This window comes from Terrabacter sp. NPDC000476, assembly GCF_040300125.1.
Lineage (GTDB): Bacteria > Actinomycetota > Actinomycetes > Actinomycetales > Dermatophilaceae > Terrabacter.
In genome coordinates this window covers 59,890-81,382 of record NZ_JBEPDF010000001.1, presented here as the reverse complement: position 1 = coordinate 81,382, position 21,493 = coordinate 59,890, and the positions used below count along the sequence as shown (strand labels likewise).

At 74.4% G+C, this 21,493-nt stretch carries 22 protein-coding genes, 1 pseudogene and 1 riboswitch; of the genes and pseudogenes, 4 read left to right on the top strand and 19 right to left on the bottom strand.

The window, feature by feature from the left end; genetic code table 11:
- Positions 1-21 precede the first annotated feature (21 nt).
- Positions 22-795, bottom strand: a complete 774-nt coding sequence (hisF, locus tag ABT295_RS00380; RefSeq protein WP_352392453.1) for an imidazole glycerol phosphate synthase subunit HisF — start codon at positions 793-795, stop codon at positions 22-24.
- A gap of 55 nt (positions 796-850) precedes the next feature.
- Between hisF and ABT295_RS00375 the strand changes: the two genes are divergently transcribed.
- From ABT295_RS00375 to ABT295_RS00360, 4 genes are all read left to right on the top strand, one after another.
- Entirely contained in the window at positions 851-1,438 is a 588-nt protein-coding gene (locus tag ABT295_RS00375) for a nucleoside/nucleotide kinase family protein (protein ID WP_352392452.1), read from the top strand.
- A gap of 2 nt (positions 1,439-1,440) precedes the next feature.
- Positions 1,441-2,637 (top strand): MFS transporter, encoded by a 1,197-nt coding sequence (locus tag ABT295_RS00370; RefSeq protein ID WP_352392451.1) that lies wholly within the window; start codon positions 1,441-1,443, stop codon positions 2,635-2,637.
- Positions 2,638-2,762: 125 nt separating this feature from the next.
- Positions 2,763-6,911 (top strand): IPT/TIG domain-containing protein, encoded by a 4,149-nt coding sequence (locus ABT295_RS00365; RefSeq protein ID WP_352392450.1) that lies wholly within the window; start codon positions 2,763-2,765, stop codon positions 6,909-6,911.
- A 46-nt stretch (positions 6,912-6,957) separates the two neighbouring features.
- A complete protein-coding gene (locus ABT295_RS00360) occupies positions 6,958-7,452 on the top strand; it encodes a globin domain-containing protein (RefSeq protein WP_352392449.1) in 495 nt (164 codons plus the stop codon).
- Here ABT295_RS00360 and ABT295_RS00355 read toward each other — a convergent pair.
- The 18 genes and pseudogenes from ABT295_RS00355 to ABT295_RS00270 all read right to left on the bottom strand — a co-directional run bounded on the left by ABT295_RS00355 (position 7,440) and on the right by ABT295_RS00270 (position 21,468).
- Positions 7,440-8,003, bottom strand: a complete 564-nt coding sequence (locus ABT295_RS00355) for a flavin reductase family protein (RefSeq protein ID WP_352392448.1) — start codon at positions 8,001-8,003, stop codon at positions 7,440-7,442. The genes ABT295_RS00360 and ABT295_RS00355 overlap by 13 nt on opposite strands.
- Positions 8,000-8,506, bottom strand: coding sequence for a PH domain-containing protein (locus ABT295_RS00350; protein ID WP_352392447.1), 507 nt, complete (start codon positions 8,504-8,506; stop codon positions 8,000-8,002). The genes ABT295_RS00355 and ABT295_RS00350 overlap by 4 nt, the downstream gene beginning before the upstream one ends.
- Positions 8,503-9,348, bottom strand: coding sequence for an ATP phosphoribosyltransferase (hisG, locus tag ABT295_RS00345; protein ID WP_352392446.1), 846 nt, complete (start codon positions 9,346-9,348; stop codon positions 8,503-8,505). The genes ABT295_RS00350 and hisG overlap by 4 nt, the downstream gene beginning before the upstream one ends.
- Positions 9,349-9,360: 12 nt before the next feature.
- Positions 9,361-9,624 (bottom strand): phosphoribosyl-ATP diphosphatase, encoded by a 264-nt coding sequence (locus ABT295_RS00340; RefSeq protein WP_352392445.1) that lies wholly within the window; start codon positions 9,622-9,624, stop codon positions 9,361-9,363.
- 45 nt (positions 9,625-9,669) lie between these two features.
- Positions 9,670-10,140 (bottom strand): 6,7-dimethyl-8-ribityllumazine synthase, encoded by a 471-nt coding sequence (gene ribH, locus ABT295_RS00335; protein ID WP_352392444.1) that lies wholly within the window; start codon positions 10,138-10,140, stop codon positions 9,670-9,672.
- Positions 10,137-11,378, bottom strand: coding sequence for a 3,4-dihydroxy-2-butanone-4-phosphate synthase (gene ribB, locus ABT295_RS00330; protein WP_352392443.1), 1,242 nt, complete (start codon positions 11,376-11,378; stop codon positions 10,137-10,139). The genes ribH and ribB overlap by 4 nt, the downstream gene beginning before the upstream one ends.
- Positions 11,375-11,980 carry a riboflavin synthase gene (locus ABT295_RS00325; protein WP_352392442.1) on the bottom strand — a complete coding sequence of 202 codons (606 nt, stop codon included), beginning with the start codon at positions 11,978-11,980 and terminating at the stop codon, positions 11,375-11,377. The genes ribB and ABT295_RS00325 overlap by 4 nt, the downstream gene beginning before the upstream one ends.
- 10 nt (positions 11,981-11,990) lie before the next feature.
- Positions 11,991-13,097, bottom strand: a complete 1,107-nt coding sequence (gene ribD / locus ABT295_RS00320; RefSeq protein WP_352392441.1) for a bifunctional diaminohydroxyphosphoribosylaminopyrimidine deaminase/5-amino-6-(5-phosphoribosylamino)uracil reductase RibD — start codon at positions 13,095-13,097, stop codon at positions 11,991-11,993.
- Between the two features lie 29 nt (positions 13,098-13,126).
- Positions 13,127-13,885, bottom strand: coding sequence for a nicotinamide riboside transporter PnuC (gene pnuC, locus ABT295_RS00315; RefSeq protein ID WP_352392440.1), 759 nt, complete (start codon positions 13,883-13,885; stop codon positions 13,127-13,129).
- Positions 13,886-14,005: 120 nt separating this feature from the next.
- Positions 14,006-14,134: riboswitch (FMN riboswitch) on the bottom strand.
- 341 nt (positions 14,135-14,475) lie between these two features.
- Positions 14,476-14,571, bottom strand: a pseudogene (locus ABT295_RS00310) (SDR family oxidoreductase); the annotation flags it as partial.
- A 22-nt stretch (positions 14,572-14,593) separates the two neighbouring features.
- The gene (locus ABT295_RS00305) at positions 14,594-15,121 is read right to left on the bottom strand and encodes a DUF4825 domain-containing protein (protein ID WP_352392439.1); all 528 of its coding nucleotides are present in this window, start codon (positions 15,119-15,121) and stop codon (positions 14,594-14,596) included.
- Between the two features lie 3 nt (positions 15,122-15,124).
- Complete coding sequence (rpe, locus tag ABT295_RS00300; RefSeq protein WP_352392438.1) at positions 15,125-15,781, bottom strand: ribulose-phosphate 3-epimerase; 657 nt, start codon at positions 15,779-15,781, stop codon at positions 15,125-15,127.
- A 48-nt stretch (positions 15,782-15,829) separates the two neighbouring features.
- Positions 15,830-17,335, bottom strand: coding sequence for an RsmB/NOP family class I SAM-dependent RNA methyltransferase (locus tag ABT295_RS00295; RefSeq protein WP_352392437.1), 1,506 nt, complete (start codon positions 17,333-17,335; stop codon positions 15,830-15,832).
- Positions 17,328-18,281, bottom strand: coding sequence for a methionyl-tRNA formyltransferase (fmt, locus tag ABT295_RS00290; protein WP_352392436.1), 954 nt, complete (start codon positions 18,279-18,281; stop codon positions 17,328-17,330). The genes ABT295_RS00295 and fmt overlap by 8 nt, the downstream gene beginning before the upstream one ends.
- Position 18,282: 1 nt before the next feature.
- Entirely contained in the window at positions 18,283-18,828 is a 546-nt protein-coding gene (gene def / locus ABT295_RS00285) for a peptide deformylase (protein WP_352392435.1), read from the bottom strand.
- Between the two features lie 59 nt (positions 18,829-18,887).
- Positions 18,888-20,231: an MFS transporter gene (locus ABT295_RS00280; RefSeq protein ID WP_352392434.1), complete on the bottom strand. Its 1,344-nt coding sequence runs from the start codon at positions 20,229-20,231 to the stop codon at positions 18,888-18,890.
- Positions 20,228-20,824: an ArsR/SmtB family transcription factor gene (locus ABT295_RS00275; RefSeq protein ID WP_352392433.1), complete on the bottom strand. Its 597-nt coding sequence runs from the start codon at positions 20,822-20,824 to the stop codon at positions 20,228-20,230. Before ABT295_RS00275 ends, ABT295_RS00280 begins: the two co-directional genes overlap by 4 nt.
- 101 nt (positions 20,825-20,925) lie before the next feature.
- Positions 20,926-21,468, bottom strand: coding sequence for a dihydrofolate reductase family protein (locus ABT295_RS00270; protein WP_352392432.1), 543 nt, complete (start codon positions 21,466-21,468; stop codon positions 20,926-20,928).
- Positions 21,469-21,493 lie beyond the last annotated feature (25 nt).

Genomic DNA, 21,493 nt, shown 5'->3' with positions numbered 1-21,493 from the left:
GAGCGTCGGCGTCGGCGTCGGTCAGCGCACGGTGACGCCGGCCGCGCGCAGCGCGTCCTTGACCTCGCCGACGGTCAGCTCGCGGAAGTGGAAGACGCTCGCGGCCAGCACCGCGTCCGCGCCGGCCTCGACGGCGGGCGCGAAGTGCTCCACGCGGCCGGCGCCGCCGCTCGCGATGACGGGCACCGAGACGGCCGCGCGCACCCGGCGGATCAGCTCGAGGTCGAAGCCGTCCTTGGTGCCGTCGGCGTCCATCGAGTTGAGCAGGATCTCGCCCGCGCCGAGCTCGGCGGCGCGCGCGCACCACTCGACGGCGTCGAGGTCGACGGGCGTGCGCCCGCCGTGGGTCGTCATGACGAAGTCGTCGGTGGGCCTGCCGTCGTCGCCCCGACGGCGGCGCACGTCGGCCGACAGCACGAGCACCTGCGCGCCGAAGCGCGCCGCGATCTCGGCGACGAGCTCCGGGCGGGCGATGGCCGCCGTGTTGACGCCGACCTTGTCGGCGCCGGCCCGGAGCAGGCGGTCGACGTCCTCGACCGTGCGCACCCCGCCGCCCACGGTGAGCGGGATGAAGACCTGCTCGGCCGTGCGGCGCACGACGTCGTAGGTCGTCTCCCGGTCGCCGCTGCTCGCCGTGACGTCGAGGAAGGTCAGCTCGTCGACGCCCTGCTCGTCGTAGAGCTTCGCGAGCTCGACCGGGTCGCCGGCGTCGCGCAGGTTCTCGAAGTTGACGCCCTTGACGACGCGCCCCTCGTCGACGTCGAGGCAGGCGATGACTCTCGTGGCGACCGGCATGACGACAAATCTAGGGCAGCACCCGGGGCGCCCTCGGGTGGGTAGGGTCGCGCCCATGTGGGACGAGGTGACGCGGGAGCCCCGCCCGGAGCACGTGGAGGCGGTGGTGGCGCGCGCCCTGCGCGCCGCGCCCCGCTGCGGCGAGGTCGTCGTCGTCGCCCTCGACGGCCCGAGCGGCGCGGGCAAGACGACGCTCGCCCGCGGCGTCGAGCTCGCGCTCGCCGCCCACGGTCCGGTCTCCGTCGTCCACATGGACCACCTCTACCCCGGCTGGGACGGGCTCGCCGAGGCGCCGGGGCTGCTCACCACCGAGGTGCTGGGGCCCCTGTCGCAGGGCGAGCGGGCGGCATACCGGATCTGGAGCTGGGTGCGCGAGGAGTGGGCGGGCACGCGGGACGTGCCGCCGTGCCGCTACCTCGTCGTCGAGGGGTGCGGCTCGAGCGTCGGGCCCGCGCGGCCGTATGCGGCGCTCGCCGTCTTCGTCGACGCCGACGTCGCGCTCCGGCACCGCCGCGGCGTCGACCGCGACGGGCCGGCCTACGAGCCGCAGTGGCAGCGGTGGGCCGACCAGGAGACGGCGCTCTTCGGCGCCGACTCGACGAGGCTGCGTGCCGACCTCGTGCTCGACACATCTAGTCTCTGAGGGTGCTGCGCCGAGACCGCGTCCTCCGCCCCCTGCCGCCCGTCTGGGTCATGGCGGTGGCCCTCGTGGCCGTCGCCGCCAACCTGCGGGTGGCGATCACGAGCGTGCCGCCGCTGCTCGACGCGATCTCGGCCGACCTCGGCCTCAGCCATGCGGCCGCCGGCGCCCTGACGACGCTGCCGGTGCTCTGCATGGGCCTCTTCGCGCCCGTGGCGAGCCGCATCGCGCACCACACCGGCGCGGCCGGTGCGGTGCTGCTCGCGGTGCTCAGCATCCTCGCCGGCACGCTGAGCCGCTTCGCCGGTGACCACGTCGTCGTGCTCTACGCCGGCACCTTCCTCTGCGGCGTGGGGATCGCCGTGGCGGGCACGCTGCTGCCGCGGCTCGTCAAGACGTACTTCCCCCCCGAGCGCACCGGCCTCGTGACCGGCCTCTACATGCTGGCGATGATGGGCGGGGCCGCGGTCAGCTCGGCCGTGGCGGTGCCGCTCGCCGACCGGCTCGGCAGCTGGCAGGCCTCGCTCGGGTCGTGGAGCGTGCTCGCGCTCGTCGGCGCCCTGGCCTGGGGCCCGTTCACGGTGCGCGCCAACCCGCACCACACGCCGGGCGAGGAGGGGCCGGGCCGGCTGCCGTGGCGCTCGTCGACCGCGTGGCTCGTGGCCGGCTACCTCGCCCTGCAGTCCTGGTGCTTCTACTCCGCCGTGACCTGGCTCGCGCCGACCTACGTCGAGCAGGGCTGGTCGCGCGCGTCGGCCGGCTACCTCGCCGCGGCCTTCAGCGGCGCGCAGATCGTCTCGGGCCTGCTCGGGCCCGTGCTGAGCGACCGCGCGAGCGACATGCGCCGGCTGCTCCTGCCGGCCGCGGTGCTCGGTGTCGTCGGCTCGGTCGGCATCTGGCTCGCACCGACGACCGCCCCGTGGGTCTGGGCCGTCGTCACCGGCCTCGGCCAGGGCGCCGCCTTCTCGCTCGCGCTCGTGCTCCTCGTGCGCTACGCCCGCACCCCCGAGGCGAGCGGTCGCCTCACCGGCATGGCGTTCCTCATCTCCTACGGCGTCGCGTCGGTGGGGCCGCTCGCAATGGGCCTGCTCCGTGACGTGACCGGCGGGCTCTCGCCCGTGTGGGGCGTGCTCGCGGTGATCGGCGTCGTGCAGGCCGTCGTGCTGCTCCACCTGCGCCCGGACCTGCGCCGCGTGGAGTAGGTCATCGGGCCGGGCGCGACCACCGGACCTCTGAGACAGAGCAATTCGGACGAAAGCGCATACAAGGGACCTTTTTCCTGGGCACAATGCTCGCCGGACGTGCGAACCTGCCTAGGAGACGACGGATGCTGCCCCGCCCCACCCGATCCACCGCCCCCGCCCCCGGAGGCCACCGACGAGCGGCGGGACGCACCCTCTCCGTGCTGCTCGCCCTCGCGATGATCGCCGGGGTGCCCGGTCTCGTCGGGGCGCCGACGGCCGCGGCCGCCGTCCCGGCCCCGGACGGCGTCAGCCTCTCGGTCGTCGCGGGTCCCGTGCGCGGCGGCACGAGCGTCGACCTCTCGGGCCCGGGCGTCGGCGCGACGACGCGGGTCTGGTTCGGCGCCGCGAGCGTCACCGCCGTGACGCGAGTCTCGGCGACCCGCGTGCGCGTCAAGACCCCCGCGCACGCCGCCGCGCTCGTCAACGTGCGCGTCAGCTCGCCGGCGGGCACCTCGCCGCTCACGCTGCGCTCGACGTTCGCCTTCGAGCCGGTCCCGGCCGTCACCGGCCTGTCGACCCGCACGTCGTCCACGGCGGGCAGGACCACGGTGACGATCACCGGCTCCGGGCTCCACCGCGCGAGCGCGGTCCACTTCGGCACCACCCCGGCATCCGGCCTGACGCGCCTGTCGAAGACCCAGGTGCGCGTCACGGCCCCCGCGCACGCGGCCGGCGCCGTCGACGTGCGGGTCACCACGCCGGGCGGCACGTCGCCCGCCGTCGCGGCCGCACGCTTCACGTATGCCGCTCCGGCCCAGTCCGCCCCGCTGACTCCCGTCGTCACCGGCCTGTCGACCCGCTCCGGCTCGACCGCCGGCGGCACCGTCGTCACGCTCACCGGCCAGCGCCTCACCGGCGCCACCCGCGTCCTCTTCGGCGCCACCCCCGGCACCCGCCTCGTCCGCGTCTCCGCCACCCAGGTCCGCGTCACCACGCCGCGCCACTCCTCCGGCACCGTCGACGTCCGCGTCACGACCTCCGCCGGCGGCAACTCCGCCGTCAGCACCCGCGCCCGCTTCCTCTACGTCGCGCCCAAGCCCGTCCCGGCCCCGCAGCCGCCCGTCGTCACCGGCCTGTCGACCCGCTCCGGCTCGACCGCCGGCGGCACCGTCGTCACGCTCACCGGCCAGCGCCTCACCGGCGCCACCCGCGTCCTCTTCGGCGCCACCCCCGGCACCCGCCTCGTCCGCGTCTCCGCCACCCAGGTCCGCGTCACCACGCCGCGCCACTCCTCCGGCACCGTCGACGTCCGCGTCACGACCTCCGCCGGCGGCAACTCCGCCGTCAGCACCCGCGCCCGCTTCCTCTACGTCGCGCCCAAGCCGGTGCCGGTGCCCACAGCGCCGGTCGTGGCAGGCGTCGTCCCGGCATCCGGCCCGGTCAAGGGCGGCACGGTCGTCACCGTTACGGGCCTGAGGCTCACCGCGGCGACGCGCGTCACGTTCGGCGGCGTCGCCTCGGCGAAGCTCGTCCGCGTCTCGGCAACGCAGGTGCGAGCCACCGCGCCGGCCCACGGCGCCGGCTCGGCCGACGTGCGCGTCACGACGCCGCACGGCACCTCCCCGGCCGTCGCCACCGGCCGGTTCACCTACGTCGGCGCCCCGGCCGTCACCTCGCTCTCCGTCGTCGCAGGCCCCCTCGCGGGCGGGTCCGACGTCGTCATCGGCGGACGCGACCTCGCGGGTGCCACGTCGGTCACCTTCGGCTCGACGCGCGCCACCTTCACCGTCCTGTCGTCGACGAGCGTGCGTGCCACCGTGCCCGCCCACGCCGCCGGGCTCGTCAACGTCCACGTCGCCACCGCGTCGGGCACCTCGAAGGGGTATGCCGCGAACGCGTACGCCTACGTCGGGACCCCGACCCTGAACTCCGTGTCGCCGGCCGTCGGGTCCGCCACCGGCGGCACCGTCGTGACGCTGACCGGGGCCGACCTCTCGCGGGTCTCCGAGGTCCGCTTCGGCGACACGCCGGCCCGGTCGGTCGTGCGCGTGTCGGCGACGACGGTGCGGGTGACGACGCCCGCCCGCGACGCCGGCCCGGTCGACGTCCGGGTCGTGACGCCGGGTGGCACGTCACCCGCCACCTCTCGCGCGCGGTTCCTCTTCGGCTTCCCGCCGGTCCTCTCGAGCATGTCGGCCACCGCGGGACCCGTGGCCGGCGGCACCGTCGTCACCCTGACCGGCGCCCACCTCGGCAACGCGACGCAGGTGCGCTTCGGCGGCTCCACCGCGACCGGGCTGACGCGGGTGTCGGACTCGACGATCCGGGTCACGACACCGGCGCACGCCGGGAGCACCGTCACCGTGACCGTGACGACGCCGAGCGGCACGAGCCCCGTCGGCCCCGCCACGCTCTTCCGCTACGTCGCCGTCCCGGTCGTCGCCTCGCTCTCCGCGCCGGCCGGCCCGGTCGCGGGCGGCACCGTCCTCGTCGTGCGCGGCTCGGGCCTCGCGCTCGCGACGCAGGTCGAGCTCGACGGCGCCGACGGCAGCGCGCTGACCGTCGTCTCCGACCGCGAGCTGCGGGTCACGACACCTGCGCACGCCGCGGGCCCGACCGCGCTCCGCGTCACGACGCCGGGCGGGATCTCGGCCACCGGCCCGTCGGCCACGTTCGAGTACCAGCCGGTGCCGACCCTCGGCACGGTCTCGCCGGGCCTGGCCCGCACCGACGGCGGCACCACCGTCACGGTCACCGGCACCGGATTCACCCGCGTCTCGGCCGTCGCCTTCGGGGGCACCGACGCCCCGGCGGTGACGACGGTGTCGGACACGACGCTGCGCGTCACCCTGCCGGCGCACGCTGAGGAGGACGTCGACGTCCGCGTCACGACACCGGGCGGCACCTCGCCCGTCGTCGCAGCGGGCCGCTTCACCTTCCAGGACCCGCCCGCCGTCGCCGCCGTCTCCCCCGCGTCGGGTCCGCTCGCCGGCGGCACCGTCGTCACCCTCCGCGGCACGTCGTTCACCGACGTCACGGGCGTCTGGTTCAACGGCGTCGCGGCTCAGTCGTTCACCCGCGTGTCGGCGACGACCCTGACCGCGGTCGCGCCGCCCCGCGTCGCCACCGGCGCGGTGCCCATGCGCGTCTCGACGCGAGCCGGCACCGTCGTCGAGTGGGATGCCTTCACCTTCGTCTCCGGCGCCACCCTCCGGACCGGACAGGTGCTCTCGTCCGGCACCGCGCTGCGTTCGCCCAACGGCGCCTACTTCGCGACGATGCAGCCCGACGGGAACCTCGTCATCACGACCGCCGCCGGGGCGCGCCGTTGGGCGAGCGGCTCGACGGGCGCGCAGAGCCGCCTCGTCGTCGGAGCCGACGGCGACATCGACATCGTCCGACCCGACCGCTCGGTCGCGTGGTCGAGCGGCACCTCGGGGTGGACCGGCGGCCTCGTCACCCTGACGAACGACGGCGTCCTCCAGGTCCGCTCGGGCACGACGACCGTCTGGGACCACCGGGGCAACCGCTACGACCGGATGCTTCCCGGCCAGGTCCTCCGCGGCGGCGAGTCGATCGTCTCGGCCAACGGCGCCTACCGCCTGACGATGGGCACCGACGGCGAGCTCGAGCTGCTCTCGAGCACGGGCGTGCGCCAGTGGACGGCGTACACGAGCGGCGCGGGCAACTACGCCAAGATGCTGACGGGCGGCAACTTCGTCGTCCGCAACGCGAGCGGCACGACGATCTGGTCGACGCGCACCAGCACGCCCGGGTCGGTCATCCGCGTCCTCAACAACGCGAACGCCGCGGTCTACGGGCCGTCGTCCGTCCTCTGGACCGCCGTCGGCGCGGCCGCCCCGTCGGGGTGGACGTGCTACTCCCGCGCGACGCAGGACTGCATCGAGCGCTTCGGCTACTACGGCCAGCGCGCGTGGAACTACCCCGTCGACGCGTGGGGCAACAACTGCACGAACTACTCGGCCTTCCGTCTCTCGCAGGACGGCGTCCGGAACCCGGGCAACCTCGGCAACGCGACGTCGTGGGACGACAACGCCCGCGCGAAGGGCTTCGCCGTCGACCAGCGGCCCCGGGTCGGCGACATCGCGCAGTGGAACTCCAACCACGTCGCCTACGTCGACTGGGTCAGCTCCGACGGCGACCAGGTCGCCATCTCCGAGAGCGGCTACGGCGGCTACGTCCTCGGCAAGACCTACACCTCGATGAGCGGGCGGCGGATCATCAGCCGCGGCAGCTCCTCGTGGCCGTCGAACTTCATCCACTTCCGCTGACGGCAGCGGCCTTGTCGCGCGAGCGGTCACCTGGGACCCTGCCCAGGTGACCGAGACCGTCTACGAGGCCGTCGGTGGCCTGCCCGCCCTCGAGTCGCTGGCCCACGCCTGGCACGAACGCTGCCTCGCCGACCCCGTGGTGGCGCACGCGTTCTCGCACGGGCACCACCCCGACCACTCGCACCGCCTCGCCCTCTACTGGGCCGAGGCGCTCGGCGGCCCCCTCGACTACACCGCCACGATCGCGACCGAGAGCGACGTCGTGCGGATGCACGCGGGCAACGGTGAGCACCACGAGATGGACGAGCGCGCCGTCCGCTGCTTCGCCGCGGCGGTCGACGACGTCGGACTCGCGGCCGACCCGGCGCTCGCCGCGGTCCTCGTCGCCTACTTCCGGTGGGCGACCGAGCGCCTGGCGATCCACCACGACTCGGCGAGCGACGTCCCCGACGGGCTCGACGTCCCGCACTGGTCGTGGGACGGGCTCGTCGACGGCGGCCCGGCCGACGGCGGCGCGCTCACGGGCCCTCAGCCCCAGTAGTCGTCCATCGGTTCGACGCCCGACTCGTCGGAGGTGTCGGCGGCGACGGCCGAGCCGCGGCGCTCGGTCACCGTGAACCGGCCGCGGTAGAAGAGCATCGGTCGGCCCGACGGACCGTCGTCGAGGCCGCGGACCCGACCGACGACGACGTCGTGGTCGCCGGCGACGTGCACCTGCTCGACGGTGCAGTGCACGCGCACCAGGGCGCCGGGCAGGCTCGGGCCGCCGTGCTCGGAGCGCTCCCAGTCGAGCCCGTCGAAGCGGGCCCCCGCGGCGGAGCCGAAGCGCTGGACGACGTCGCGCTGGCCGTGGCCGAGCACGTTGACGGTGAAGACGCCCTGCTCACGCATCCGGGGCCACGAGCGGCCCCGGTGGTCGGCGCAGAAGAGCACGAGCGGCGGGTGGAGCGAGACCGAGGTGAACGACTGGCAGGCGAACCCGACGGGCTCGCCCTGGGGCCCGAACCCGGTGACGACGGTGACGCCGGTCGCGAAGTGCCCGAGGGCGTGGCGCATCCGCTCGGGGGTGGGCTCGCCGGTCACGTCCGTCACGGCGCCGACCGCCCTGGCTCCCCCGGCCCCCCGGGCTCCGGCGACTCGCCGAAGGCCTGCACGAGCGCCGCGAGGCGCGAGGCCTCCCGGCCCGACACCGGCCCGTCGGCCTTCTGGATCGCCATGACCGCCATCGTGTCGCCCTCCTCGAGGTCGAGCGTCACCCAGGGTTCGCCACCCCCGAACTGGATGCCCACGATCTCGGGCCAGGTGAGCGTGCGGGTGACGACGAGGTTGCGCACGACGAGCCCCGACCGGCTCGGCACGGCCACGATCGAGGCGTAGCGCCACGCCGTCAGGGCCACGACCACCCCGAGGCCGAAGAACATGAGCCGGTCCCCGATGCCCCACCGGCCGCCCTCGCTCGGCATCAGCACGGCGATGACGCCGAAGACGAGCAGCGAGGACCACACGACGCCCAGCGCCACGGCGCGCCCGCGGCGCGGCCGGAACGGTGCCAGCGCGGCGGTGGCCGGCGGCGGCACGGGCGGGTCGGCGGTCACAAGCGGCAGGCGGCGATGTCGGTGACGAGGATCGCGCGGGCGCCGAGGTCGTAGAGCTCGTCCATGAGGCGGTTGCGACCGATGCGCGGCACCATGGCGCGCACGGCGACCCAGGCCTCGTCCTGCATCGGCGAGACCGTGGGCGACTCGAGGCCCGGCGTCAGCGCGCACGCCTCGTCGACGAGGGCCCGCGGGCAGTCGTAGTCGAGCATGACGTAGGTGCGGGCCGTGATGACGCCGGCGATGCGGCGCTGCAGCACCTCGATGGCCTGGTCCTCGCCGGGGCGGTCGCCGCGAATGAGGACGGCCTCGGAGCGCAGGATCGGCTCGCCGAAGACCTCGAGGCCCTGCTGGCGCAGGGTCGTGCCGGTCTCGACGACGTCGGCGATGCAGTCGGCCACCCCGAGGGTGATGGCCGTCTCGACGGCGCCGTCGAGGCGCACCACCTCGGCCGAGAGGCCGCGCGCATCGAGGTCGGCGCGCACGAGGCCGGCGTACGAGGTGGCGACCCGCTTGCCCGCGATCTCCTCGACCGTGCCGACGGTGCCGGGCCGGCCGGCATACCGGAACGTCGACGCACCGAAGCCGAGCGACATCACCTCGACCGCGGTGGACCCGGAGTCGAGGAGCAGGTCGCGGCCGGTGACGCCGGCGTCGACGGTGCCCGAGCCGACGTAGACCGCGATGTCGCGGGGGCGCAGGTAGAAGAACTCGACGTCGTTCTCGGCGTCGTTGACCACGAGCTCCTTGCTGTCGCGGCGGGTGCGGTAGCCCGCCTCACGCAGCAGGTCGACGGTCGCATCGGACAGGGAACCCTTGTTGGGCACGGCGATTCGCAGCATGGATCGGGGTCCTCAGAGGTGTGAGTAGACGTCGTCGAGCGAGATGCCCTTGGCGAGCATGAGGACCTGCAGATGGTAGATCAGCTGGCTGATCTCCTCCGCCGCCTCGTCGTTCGACTCGTACTCGGCGGCCATCCACACCTCGGCGGCCTCCTCGACGATCTTCTTCCCGATCGCGTGCACCCCGGCGTCGAGCTGCGCGACGGTGCCCGACCCCTCGGGTCGCGTCTGCGCCTTCTCGGCCAGCTCGGCGTACAGCTGCTCAAAGCTCTTCACGGTGCCCCAGCCTACGGGCCGGTGCGGGCTGCCCTCGACGCCGGTTCACGACGGGACGGCGGCACGCAGCGCCGCGACCGTGGCGACCGCCGCCGTCGCGGCCTCGTGGCCCTTGTCCTCCGCCGAGCCGGGCAGCCCCGCGCGGTCGAGGGCCTGGGCCTCGTCGTCGCACGTGAGCACGCCGAAGCCGATCGGCGTGGCCGTGCGCACCGACACCTCCGTGATGCCGGTCGTGGCCGCGTGGCAGACGTAGTCGAAGTGCGGGGTGCCGCCGCGGATCACGACGCCGAGCGCCACGAGCGCGTCGTAGCGCTGGGCGAGGGTCGCGCACGCGACGGAGAGCTCGAAGGTGCCCGGCACGCGCACGACGTCGACGCGTGCGACGTGGGCGTCGGCCAGCCCCCGCAGGGCGCCGTCGACGAGGCCGTCCATGACCTGCTCGTGCCAGCTGGCCGCGACGACCGCGACGCGCAGGCCGCTGCCGTCGGTCTCGATGGTGGGTGCGCCGTGCTTCATGCCGTCTCCTCGCCGTGCCGGTCACCGGGGACCGGGATGTCGTGACCGAGCTTCTGGCGCTTGGTCGTCAGGTACTGCTCGTTGTCGGACCCCATCGGGCCGTGCAGCCGCTCCACGGCGACGACGTCGATCCCGAGGCCGCGCAGCGCGGCGACCTTGCCGGGGTTGTTGGTCAGCAGCACGACCTGGCTCACGTCGAGGTCGTGCAGGATCGCCGCGCCCGCGGCGTACTCCCGCGCGTCGACCGGGAGGCCGAGCGCGGTCTGCGCGTCGACGGTGTCGGCGCCGCCGTCCTGCTCGGCGTAGGCGCGCAGCTTGTCGACGAGACCCACCCCGCGGCCCTCGTGCCCCCCGAGGTAGACGACGACGCCGCCCTCCCGGCCCACCCGCGCGAGGGATGCCTGCAGCTGGGGGCCGCAGTCGCAGCGCAACGACCCGAACGCGTCGCCGGTCAGGCACTCGGAGTGCAGGCGGGTCAGCACGGGCCCGGCCTCCGCCCGGCCCCGCAGCCCTCGCGGGCTGACGAGCGCGACGTGCTCGTCGCCCGAGAGCGTGTCGCGGTAGCCGTGAGCGGTGAACGTGCCGTGCGCCGTGGGGATGCGGGTCGTCGCGAGGCGCTCGACCCGGTCGAGGCGCTGGCGCCAGTCGATGAGCTGCTCGATGGTGACGACCGGCAGGTCGAACTCCCGCCCGAGCTCGACGACGGCGTCGAGGCGCATCATCGTGCCGTCGTCGTGCACGAGCTCGCCGATGACGCCGACGGGCGAGAGCCCCGCGAGGCGGACGAGGTCGACGGCCGCCTCCGTGTGGCCCGGGCGCGTCAGCACCCCGCCGTGACGAGCCCGGAGCGGCAGCACGTGCCCCGGGCGGATGAGGTCGGTAGGCGTCGCGGCCGGGTCAGCGAGCACCTGCACGGTGCGCAGGCGGTCGGCGGCGCTGATGCCGGTCGTGACGCCCGACGCGGCGTCCACCGAGACGGTGTAGGCCGTGCGCAGCGGGTCGCGGTTCTCGGAGACCATGAGCGGCAACGCGAGGTGGTCGGCGACCTCGGCGGGCATCGGCGCGCACAGGTAGCCCGACGAGTGGCGGATCGTCCAGGCCATCCACTCCTCGGTCGCGGTCTGCGCCGCCAGCACGAGGTCTCCCTCGTTCTCGCGTCCCTCGTCGTCGAGGACGAGCACCGGCCGTCCGGCGCGCAGCGCCTCGAGGGCGGACTCGATGGTCGACAGGGCCGTCACGAGAGCACCTCCGTGCGGTGGCTGAGCAGGCGCTCGACGTACTTCGCGATGACGTCGACCTCGAGGTTGACGACGTCACCGATCCCCTTGTGCCCCAGCGTGGTCAGCTCGAGCGTGGTCGGGATGAGCGAGACGCCGAAGGCGTCGTCGCCGACGTGCGACACGGTGAGGGAGACGCCGTCGACGGTGATCGAGCCCTTCTCGACGACGTATGCCGCGAGGCCGGCCGGGAGCGTGAGGTCGACGGTCTCCCACCGGTCCCCCGGGGTGCGCCCCGTGATGGTCGCCGTGCCGTCGACGTGGCCCTGCACGACATGGCCGCCGAAGCGCCCGTCGGCCCGCATGGCCCGCTCGAGGTTGACGCGGTCGCCCGGGGCGAGCGTCCCGAGGCTGCTGCGCCGGAGCGTCTCGGCCATGACGTCGACGGCGAATCCCGCCTCGTCGTGCGTCGTGACGGTGAGGCACACCCCGTTGACGGCGATCGAGGCCCCGTGGGTGGCGTCGGCGACGACGAGCGGCCCGTCGATGCGCAGGACGGCCGACTCGGGGCCGTGCTCGACCGCGACGACGGTGCCGAGCTCCTCGACGATTCCGGTGAACATGGCTCTCTCCTCAGGCTTTCGCTGGTGCTGGTGCTGGTGCTGGTGTGGACGCGGCGGCGTCGGCGTCGGTGGCGGTCGTGGACGACGTGCTGGACGACGTGGTGGACGACGTGGTGGACGACGTGGTGGACGACGGCGGCGCCACGGCGTGGATGCGCACGGCGCCCCCGACCACCGCCGCGTCGGCGAGCTCGAGTCGCCGCGCGTCCGCGATCGTGCCGATGCCGAGGTCGTCGACGGCCGCGCGGCCGGCCCCGAGCAGGGTGGAAGCGACGTAGGCGTAGACGTCGTCGACCAGGCCGGCACGCAGGAAGGCCGCGGCGAGCGTCGGGCCTCCCTCCAACCAGACGTCGCGGACTCCTTCGCGCCACAGCCGGTCGAGCGCCTCGGCGGGATCCCGCGTGGTGAGGCGGACGGCCGTGCCGGGTGCGTCGTCGACGCGGGCGCCGGCGGGCACCGCGCGCAACCCCATCACCGCGCGGAGGGGCTGGCGCGGCGCGGGTGAGCCGTCCGGCAGCCGGACGGTGAGCCGGGGGTCGTCCGCGAGGACGGTGCCGGTGCCGACGAGCACCGCGTCGCGCGTGGCGCGCAGCCGGTGCACGTCGGCCCGCGCCACCTCGTCGGTGATCCACTGGCTCGTGCCGTCGGCGGCGGCGCTCCGACCGTCGAGGGTCGTCGCCAGCTTCCACGTGACGAGGGGCCGCCCGAGGGCCACGGTGCGGGCCCACCGGTCGTTGAGGGCGGCGGCCTCGTCGGCCAGCACTCCGCCCGTCACGTGCAGCCCGGCCGCGTGCAACCGCTCGGCGCCGCCGGCGGCATCCGGGTTCGGGTCCGACTGGGCAAAGACGACCCGGGCGACCCCGGCCTCGACGAGGGCGTCGGCGCACGGGCCGGTGCGACCCCGGTGCGAGCAGGGCTCCAGGGTGACGTAGGCCGTGGCGCCGCGGGCGGCGGCGCCGGCCGCGCGCAGGGCCTCGGCCTCGGCGTGCGGCGTGCCGGAGCCCCGGTGGAAGCCCTCCCCCACGACGGTGCCGTCCGGGGCGACGACGACGCAGCCGACGCGCGGGTTGGGGTCGGGCCACGGCCCCGACGCGGCGAGCTGGAGCGCTCGCCGCATCCAGGCCGACGCTGACGTGTCCCCCATGGTCAGCTCGACGTCCGCACGAGCTCGGGCTCGACGTCGGGCCGCTCGGCCCGGGTCACCTTGACCCACTGGGTGAAGCCGTAGAGGACGAACAGGCCGTAGAACGTGTAGAGCACCCCGGTCGGCACGTAGTCCGTGGCGAAGGCGAACGGCACCCCGACGAGGTCGACGGCGATCCAGGCGAGCCAGAACTCGTTCCAGCCACGGGCCATGGCGTAGGTGGCGACGATGGAGCCGACGAAGATCCACGCGTCGCACCAGTAGAACCACCACTCGGGCGTGAAGAACGGGTTGGGCGAGAGGTTCCACAGCCAGACGAAGACCTGGTGCACGACGACGGTGCCGACGAGCCAGAAGGCGACGACGGCGACCCGCTCGCGGGTGCTGGCCCAGCGCGGCGTGATCGCGACCCCGCTCGCGTCGTCGGCGTGGTTCAGCCGGCGCACCTGTGCCCACCGCCACCAGCCGTAGATGCTCGTGATGATGAAGAACACCTGGCGCCCGGCCTGGCCGAAGAGCGGGATGCGCTCGTCGGCCCCGAAGACCGCGCCGAGGTAGACGAAGAAGAGCATGACGTTCGCGAGGATGCCCACGGGCCAGGCCCACACCCACCGACGCATGCCGAGGTAGGCGGACGCGAGCCCGATGAGCACGCCGACGAGCTCGAGCCAGTGCAGCTGGTAGGGCCCGATGGGGATCGTCGCGTCGATGGCCTGCTGGAAGACGTTCTTCGCCTGGTCGGCCAGAGCTGGAGCCTGCATGTGGTGGTCGTCCTTGGATGGTTCGTCGTGGGTCGGACGAACTCCGGGGGTACTCCACACGCCCACGTGGTCCGGAACCGCACGGAGACAACGCCGACGGCCCAGGCCACGACGGCCTGTCTCGTGCTGCCTCCCATCCGGACTTTCACCGTCGGTCCTGGAGTTCCACCAGGTCAACCGGTCGCTGGAGGCGATCGGGTCGCGGACTGTAACCGCCGGCTCGGAATTACACCGACCCCGGAGCACGTAGGCCCAGTATGCACCCGACGGCCCGCCACCCGCATGTCGCGGCCGCGTGACGGCCGCCACGGCGGTGTCCCCGACGGTGTCGCCGTCGGCAGCACCGACGCCGGCTCCGGGCCGCCCACCCGTACGAGGAGCCGGCCTTCCACGCCTCGAGACCGCCGACACCGCCCCCGCCCCGCCTGACGAGTCGCGCCGCGGCGCAGTTGGCGTGGTCGGTGGGGCGGGTTCGGGCACGCGAGTCACGCCCTGGCGGAGTTGGCGTGGTCGGTGGGGCGGGTTCGGGCACGCGAGTTGCGCCGTGGCGGGGTTGGCGTGGTCGGGTGGGGGTCGGGTGGGGGTCGGGCGGTGCGGAAGCCGCCGTTGCTGAGGAGGAGCCGGCCGTTCATCCAGCTGCCCTGGTCCGAGAGCAGGAAGCGGACGAGGTCGGCGGTGTCGCGCGGCTCCGGGCTGCCCGAGGCGCTGTCAGCGCGCCTCGCGGAGGTAGGCCTCGAGGGCGCCGCGGTCCTGCCCCAGACGCTTGACGTCGTAGCCGAGGGCCCGCGTGGCGTCCGCGGCGGAGAACGTGAACGTCGTCCCGTCCGCCTCGACCCGGACGCGGCCGAGGTTGCCGATGGTGCCGAGCAGCAGGGTGGCCGGGCGCGTCAGCTCGGCGGGGTCGGCGTGCACACCGTCGGCATACCGGATCGTCACACCGTAGGGACGGGTGCTCGTCTGGAGCTCGAGGGTGGGCCGGCCGGGTGCCGCGAGGCCCACGTCGGCGACGAGCGCGACGACCCTGCTGTTGTCACCGACGTGCTCGCTGCGGTCGACCCAGAGGGTCTCGACCAGCTCCCCGGCCGAGCTGGGCGTCGCGGCGACCGGGCGGGGGCCGTCGCTCGCGGTGCCGTCGGTGCCGGAGCACGCACCGAGGGCCGTGGCGACCACGCCCAGGGCGACGACGCGCACGAGGCGCGGCGGCAGCTGGCGTCGTGGCGTGCGGCGTCGTGCCATGGGTCAGTGGCGGTGCCGAGAGGCCAGGGACCGCAGCTCGTCGACGGCGGCGGCAGCGTCCTCGGCGCCGTAGACCGCGGAGCCGGCGACGAAGACGTCCGCACCGGCCTCGGCGCACTGCTCGATACTGCGGGCGCTCACGCCGCCGTCGACCTGGATCCAGATCTCGCCACCGTGGCGCTTCACGGCCTCGCGGACCTGCCGCACCTTGGGCATCTGGTCGGCCATGAACGACTGGCCGCCGAAACCGGGCTCGACGGTCATCACGAGCACCATGTCGAGCTCGGGCAGCAGGTCGGCGTACGGCGCGAAGTCGGTGCCCGGCTTGAGGGCCATCGACGCGCGCGCCCCGGCGGCGCGCAGGGCCCGGGCGAGGGCGCGGGGGTCGCGCGCGGCCTCGACGTGGAAGGTCACCGACTGGCAGCCCGCCTCGGCGTACTGCGGCGCCCAGCGGTCGGGGTCCTCGATCATGAGGTGCGCGTCGATCGGGACGGGGCTGACGGCGAGCAGGGCCTCCACGACCGGCAGGCCGAGGGTCAGGTTGGGCACGAAGTGCGCGTCCATGACGTCGACGTGGGCCCAGTCAGCGTTCGCGATGCGGCCCAGCTCCGACTCGAGGTTGGCGAAGTCGGCGGAGAGGATGCTCGGTGAGATCTGCACGCCGTCAGCCTAGGGCCGCTGCCCTCGGCCTCGACGGGGGCTGCTGGCCTAGTGCTTGCGCAGGAGGGCGAAGAACATCGCGTCGGTGCCGTGCACGTGGGGCCACAGCTGCACGTAGGGGCCGTCACCGAGGCCCTCGAGCTCGTGACCCGCGGCGTCGACGAACCACGGGCGCGCGTCGACGACCTCGACGTCGTCGCGCCGCTTGAGCAGGTCGGCCACGACGAAACGGGTCTCGTTGAGGTGCGGGCTGCACGTCGCGTAGCCGACGAGGCCGCCCGACGCCGTGGCGTCGACCGCGGAGGCCAGCAGCTCGCGCTGCAACTCGGCGAGGGCGGCGACGTCGCCCGCAGAGCGGCGCCAGCGCGCCTCGGGCCGCCGGCGGAGCGCGCCCAGGCCCGTGCACGGGGCGTCGACGAGCACCCGGCTGAAGCCGCCCGGCTCCACCTCCCCGAGGTCGCGGCCGTCGCCGTGGCGCACCTTGAGGCTGACGTCCTCCTCACGGGCCACCGCTCGCGCCGCCGCGAGGGTCTGCCACACGAGGTCGGCCCGGTGCTCGCTGATCTCGTTGGCCACGAACGGGATCCGCCGTTCGATGGCGAGCGAGGCAAGCAGTCCCGCCTTGCCGCCGGGGCCCGCGCAGAGGTCGAGCCAGCGCTCCTCGGCGGTCGCCGCGCCCTGCACGTCGGCCGCGGCGAGGGCGAGCACGAGCAGCTGCGAGCCCTCGTCCTGCACGGCCGCCCGACCGTCGCGCACGGCCGCGATGGCGCCGGGATCGCCCTCGGGAAGCGTCGCGCCGACGGGGCTGAGGCCCGACCGCTCGGCTCCGGCGTCCTCGAGCTCCTCGAGCGTCGTGAGTCCCGGGCGCGCGACGAGCGACACCTTCGCCGGGGCGTTGTCGCTCTCGAGCAGCGCGGTCAGGGAGGCCTCCACGTCGTCGGTCGACACCGTGCCGTGGCCGATGAGGGCGGCCCGGAGGGCCTTGGCGATCCACACCGGGTGCGAGGTGCGCGCTGCGAGCCGCTCGACCGGGTCGGTGATGCCCTCGGTGACGAGCTCGATCCACGCGTCGCCCTCGCGCTCGCTGACCCTGCGCATGACGGCGTTGACGAAGCCGGCCGCGCCGGCCCCGTTGACCTGGCGCGCGAGTGCGACGGTCTCGTCGACCGCGGCGTGGCTCGGCACGCGCATCCCGAGCAGCTGGTGCGTGCCCAGCCGGAGGGTGTCGAGCACGTTGGCGTCGATCTTCTCGACGGGGCGACCGGCAGCCACGGCGATGATGCGGTCGTAGAGCCCCGAGAGGCGCGTGGCGCCGTAGACGAGCTCGGTGGCGAAACCGGCGTCGCGACCGCTGATCTTCTTGTCGCGCAACAGCTTCGGCAGCACGAGGTTGGCGTAGCCGCCGTCGGCGACGTCGCGCATCGCCGTGTAGGCGGCGAGCCGGGCGGGGTCGGTGCGGCGCGCCCGCTCCGAGGGCCGCTGCTCGGAGCGGTGCCGGGCCGACCGCTCGCGCGCCGGCGGCCGCTGACGTTCTCCGCGTCGCCCGTCACTCATCGCCGACCCGTTCTCCCTCGCTGATGCGGATGCCGCGCGCCCAGTCGGCCGCGGCCATCGCCTTCTTGCCGTGCGCCTGCACCGTGCCCAGGCGCACGGGCACGGTGCCCGTGCCCACGAGCACGGCGCGCTTCGTGACGCGCAGCTCGCCCGGCGCGAGCGCGCCGGCGGCATCGCCCCCGCCACCGTCGGCGGGCGCCACGACCACCGGTGCCACCTTGAGCCGCTCGCCGCGGAACGTCGTCCACGCCCCGGGTGCCGGCGTGCAGCTGCGCACGAGGCGGTCGACGGCCGTGGCCGGGTGCCGCCAGTCGACGCGCGCGTCGTCGACCTCGATCTTCGGTGCGAGCGACACCCCCTCGGCCGGCTGAGGACGAGCGACGAGCTCGCCGGCCTCGAGGCCGTCGAGCGTCGCGACGAGCAGGCCCGCGCCGGCCGTCGCGAGGCGTCCGAGGAGGTCGCCCGCGGTGTCGGTCGCACGGATCGTCTCCGTCATCACCCCGAGCACGGGCCCGGTGTCGAGGCCGCGTTCGAGCAGGAAGGTCGAGGCGCCGGTGACCTCGTCACCGGCCATGATCGCGTGCTGCACGGGCGCCGCGCCGCGCCAGGCAGGCAGGAGCGAGAAGTGCAGGTTGACCCATCCGAGGCGGGGGATCTCGAGCGCCTCGGGTGGCACGAGGTTGCCGTAGGCCACGACCGGGCAGGCGTCCGGGGCCAGGGCGCGCAGTGCGTCGAGGAACTCCGGCTCCCGCACACGGGCGGGCGTCAGCACGGGGACGCCGAGCTCCTCGGCACGCCGGCGCACGGGCGAGGCCTCGAGGCGGCGGCCGCGCCCGGCGGGCGCGTCCGGGCGGGTGACGACACCGACGAGCTCGTGGCTCGAGGAGGCGACCGCGTCGAGGCTCGGCACTGCTGCCTCGGGGGTGCCTGCGAAGACGACCCTCATCTCACATCGCCCGGCCGAAGGTGGAGTGCGGGCTGATCCGCACCTCCGGCGGGTTGTCGGCGAACCACTCGGCCTCGCGGATCGCCCGCATCGCGGCGCGGCGAGCGTCGGGGTCGAGGCGGTCGACGAAGAGGATGCCGTCGAGGTGGTCGGTCTCGTGCTGCACGCAGCGCGCGAGCAGCTGCGTGCCCTCGAGCACGACCGGCTCGCCGAACATGTTCTGCCCCGTGGCGACGACGTGCAGCGAGCGCTTCGTGTCGAACGCCAGCCCGGGGATCGACAGACACCCCTCCGGCCCGTCCTGCTCCTCGTCGGAGAGGTCGAGGCGCGGGTTGACGAGGTGGCCGAGCACACCGTCGACCCAGTAGGTGAAGACCCGCAGCCCGACCCCGATCTGCGGCGCCGCGAGCCCGGCGCCGGGCGCGTCGAGCATGGTGTCCTCGAGGTCCTTGACGAGGACGCGCAGCTGCTTGTCGAAGTCGACGACCTCGGCGGCCGCGGTGCGCAGGACCGGGTCACCGAAGAGTCGGATGTCCTGGATCGACACGGATCTCCTGGGAGCGGGCGGGAACGGACGGACGGGGACGAACGGGATCGACCGACAGTCTAGGGCCGCGCCGTCGACCCGGTGCCCGCGCTCCCGGTCGTCGCTTCGTCCGTCGTCCCGCCCGGCGTCCCCCCTGCTGTCCCGTCGGCCGTCCCGTCGGCCGTCCCGTCGGTGGGCTCCTCGACCGACCGGCCGAGGTCGCGCACCGACCGCGACGCCAGCGCACTGAGCGCGACGAGGACGTAGACGGCGGCGCTGACGAGCACGAGCGTCTCGAGGTCGACGGACGTCGCGAGCCAGCCGTAGAGGAAGGTGCCGATCGGCATGGCGACGAAGGACCCGAGCGCGTCGTAGCTCGACACCCGCGAGAGCACGGCCACCGGGATGTGCTCGTGCAGGGCCGTGCTCCAGCCGACGCCGAAGACTTCGACGGCCGCGCCCGCGAGCAGGAAGCCGACGGCCACCGGGACGAGCGCGGGCGCCGCCCCGAGCAGCACCATGGGCACCGCCAGCACGCCCATCGCGAGCATGCCGGCGCGGAGCGGGTGGGCGAGCCGCAGCCGCAGCATGACGAGCGTCATGAGCACCGTGCCGATGGCCTCGGCGCTGAGCACGAGCCCCCAGCCGGCCTCGCCGATGGCCTCGGTGGAGCTCGCGATGAGCGGGCCGAGCACCCCCACGACACCCACGTGGATGGCGTTCATGACGCCGAAGACGAGCACGACCACCCAGAGCCACTCGCGGCTCGTGAACTCGGTCCAGCCCTCGCGCAGCTCCGCGACCATGGAGTGCCGCGTGCCGGCATCCTCCCGGTGCCGGGGCAGCCCGACGCGCGCGAGGCAGACGACGGCGACGGCATACGTGAGCGCGTCGACCGCGAGCGCCCAGCCCGGGCCGACCCCGACGACGAGCAGCCCGGCCACGGCCGGCCCGACGATGGCGAGCCCGCTGCGGCTGAACGACAGCAGCGCGTTGGCCTGCTGCAGCCGGCGGCGGTCGACCACGAGCGGGACGACGCCCATCATGGCCGGCATCGTGAAGGCCGACACCGCGCCGTTGACGCCCTCGAGGACGGTCAGCTGGGTCAGCGTCGCGTGCCCGCTGATGATGAGCCCGGCCGCGAGCGCCTGGGTCACGCAGGTGAGCACGTGCGAGACCTGCAGCACGACGATGCGCGAGAACCGGTCGGCCACCACCCCGCCGACGAGCAGGAACACGACCATCGTCAGCGTGCGCACCCCGAGCACCTGCGCGAGCGCGCCCGCCGACTGGTCGATGTGCAGCACCGCGAAGGCGAGCGCGACGGGCACCATGACCGAGCCAGCGGTCGAGACGGTGCGGGCCGTGAAGTACCACGCGAAGCGACGGTCGCCGAGCGCCCCGAGCGACTCGCGGGGCCTCACCGCGCACCCCCACCCGTGCCGCCGCCCACGCCGCCACCCGCACCATTCGACGCAGCGGCGCCGGGGTCCATGCGGAAGGCCGCGACCGAGAGGTTGGCGCGCACCGTCCCCTCCGTACGCGGGGGGCGGGCGCTCGCGTGCAGCAGCCCGCTCGCCTCGCTGACGAGGTCGAAGACGCGCTCCCAGACCTCCGGCTCGACCCAGAGCTCCGCGTCGGTGAACATGGCCTTCCCGCGTCCCGGACGCCGCTCGCGCTCGGCATACCGACGAGGGATGGCCTCGGCGAGCACGCGGGCGTAGGCCATGCTCTCGTCGTCGCTCGAGGGCCGGTCACCGCTCGGACGCTCGGCGTCCCAGACGTGCCGGTACTTCTTCGCCCGGCCGCCGCGCACGCTCTCCTCCCCCGCGACCTCGAGCAGCCCGGCCGCGTGCAGCAGCCGCAGATGGTAGCTCGCGTTGGCCTGCGTGACGTCGAGCTCGCGCGCGACCTCCGCGGCGCTCAGCTCGGCGCCCGTCAGCAGCGAGAGCATCTGCAGCCGCAACGGGTGGGCCGTCGCACGCAGCTCGCTGATCCGCTCTTCTCCCAAAGACATGTTTGGGAGTATGTCGTCACCAGGTCTCGACCGTCAAGCACTTCTTTGGAGGTGGCTGGGTCACGTCCGAAGAACCGGTGTCCCGACGCTGGCGGCGCCGGTCAGGACTGGCTGTAGGCGAGGTGCACGACGCCGCTGTCGTACGCCTCGGTCTCGGCCAGGCTCAGCCCGCCGACGCGCTCGGACGTGAAGAGGCGCTCGCCCGAGCCGAGCACGACGGGGAAGACGAAGAGGTGCAGCCCGTCGACCAGCCCGTCGCGCAGCAGGGCCCGCACGAGCGTGCCGCTGCCGCTGACGTAGAGGGAGCCCTCCACCTCGTCGCGCAGCGCGGCGATGCGCTCGGGGTCGTAGCCGCCGATGACCCGGGAGTTGTTCCAGTCGGGGTCGCGCAGCGTCGTCGAGACGACGTTCTTGCGGGCGCCGTTGAAGAACGTCGCGCCCGGGTCGTCGTCGTCGGTGCGCGAGGACCACGCGGGGGCGAACATCTCGTAGGTGCGGCGGCCGAGCAGCAGCTCGGAGCCCGGTCCCGTGAGGCGACCGATCGCCTCACCCATGAGGGGGTCGAAGGGGAACTCCGCGGTCCAGCTCGGTTCCTCGAAGACCCCGTCGAGCGAGATGAACTCGTGCACCTCGATGCGTCCCACGGCGTGCCTCTCCGTCGGGCCGGCC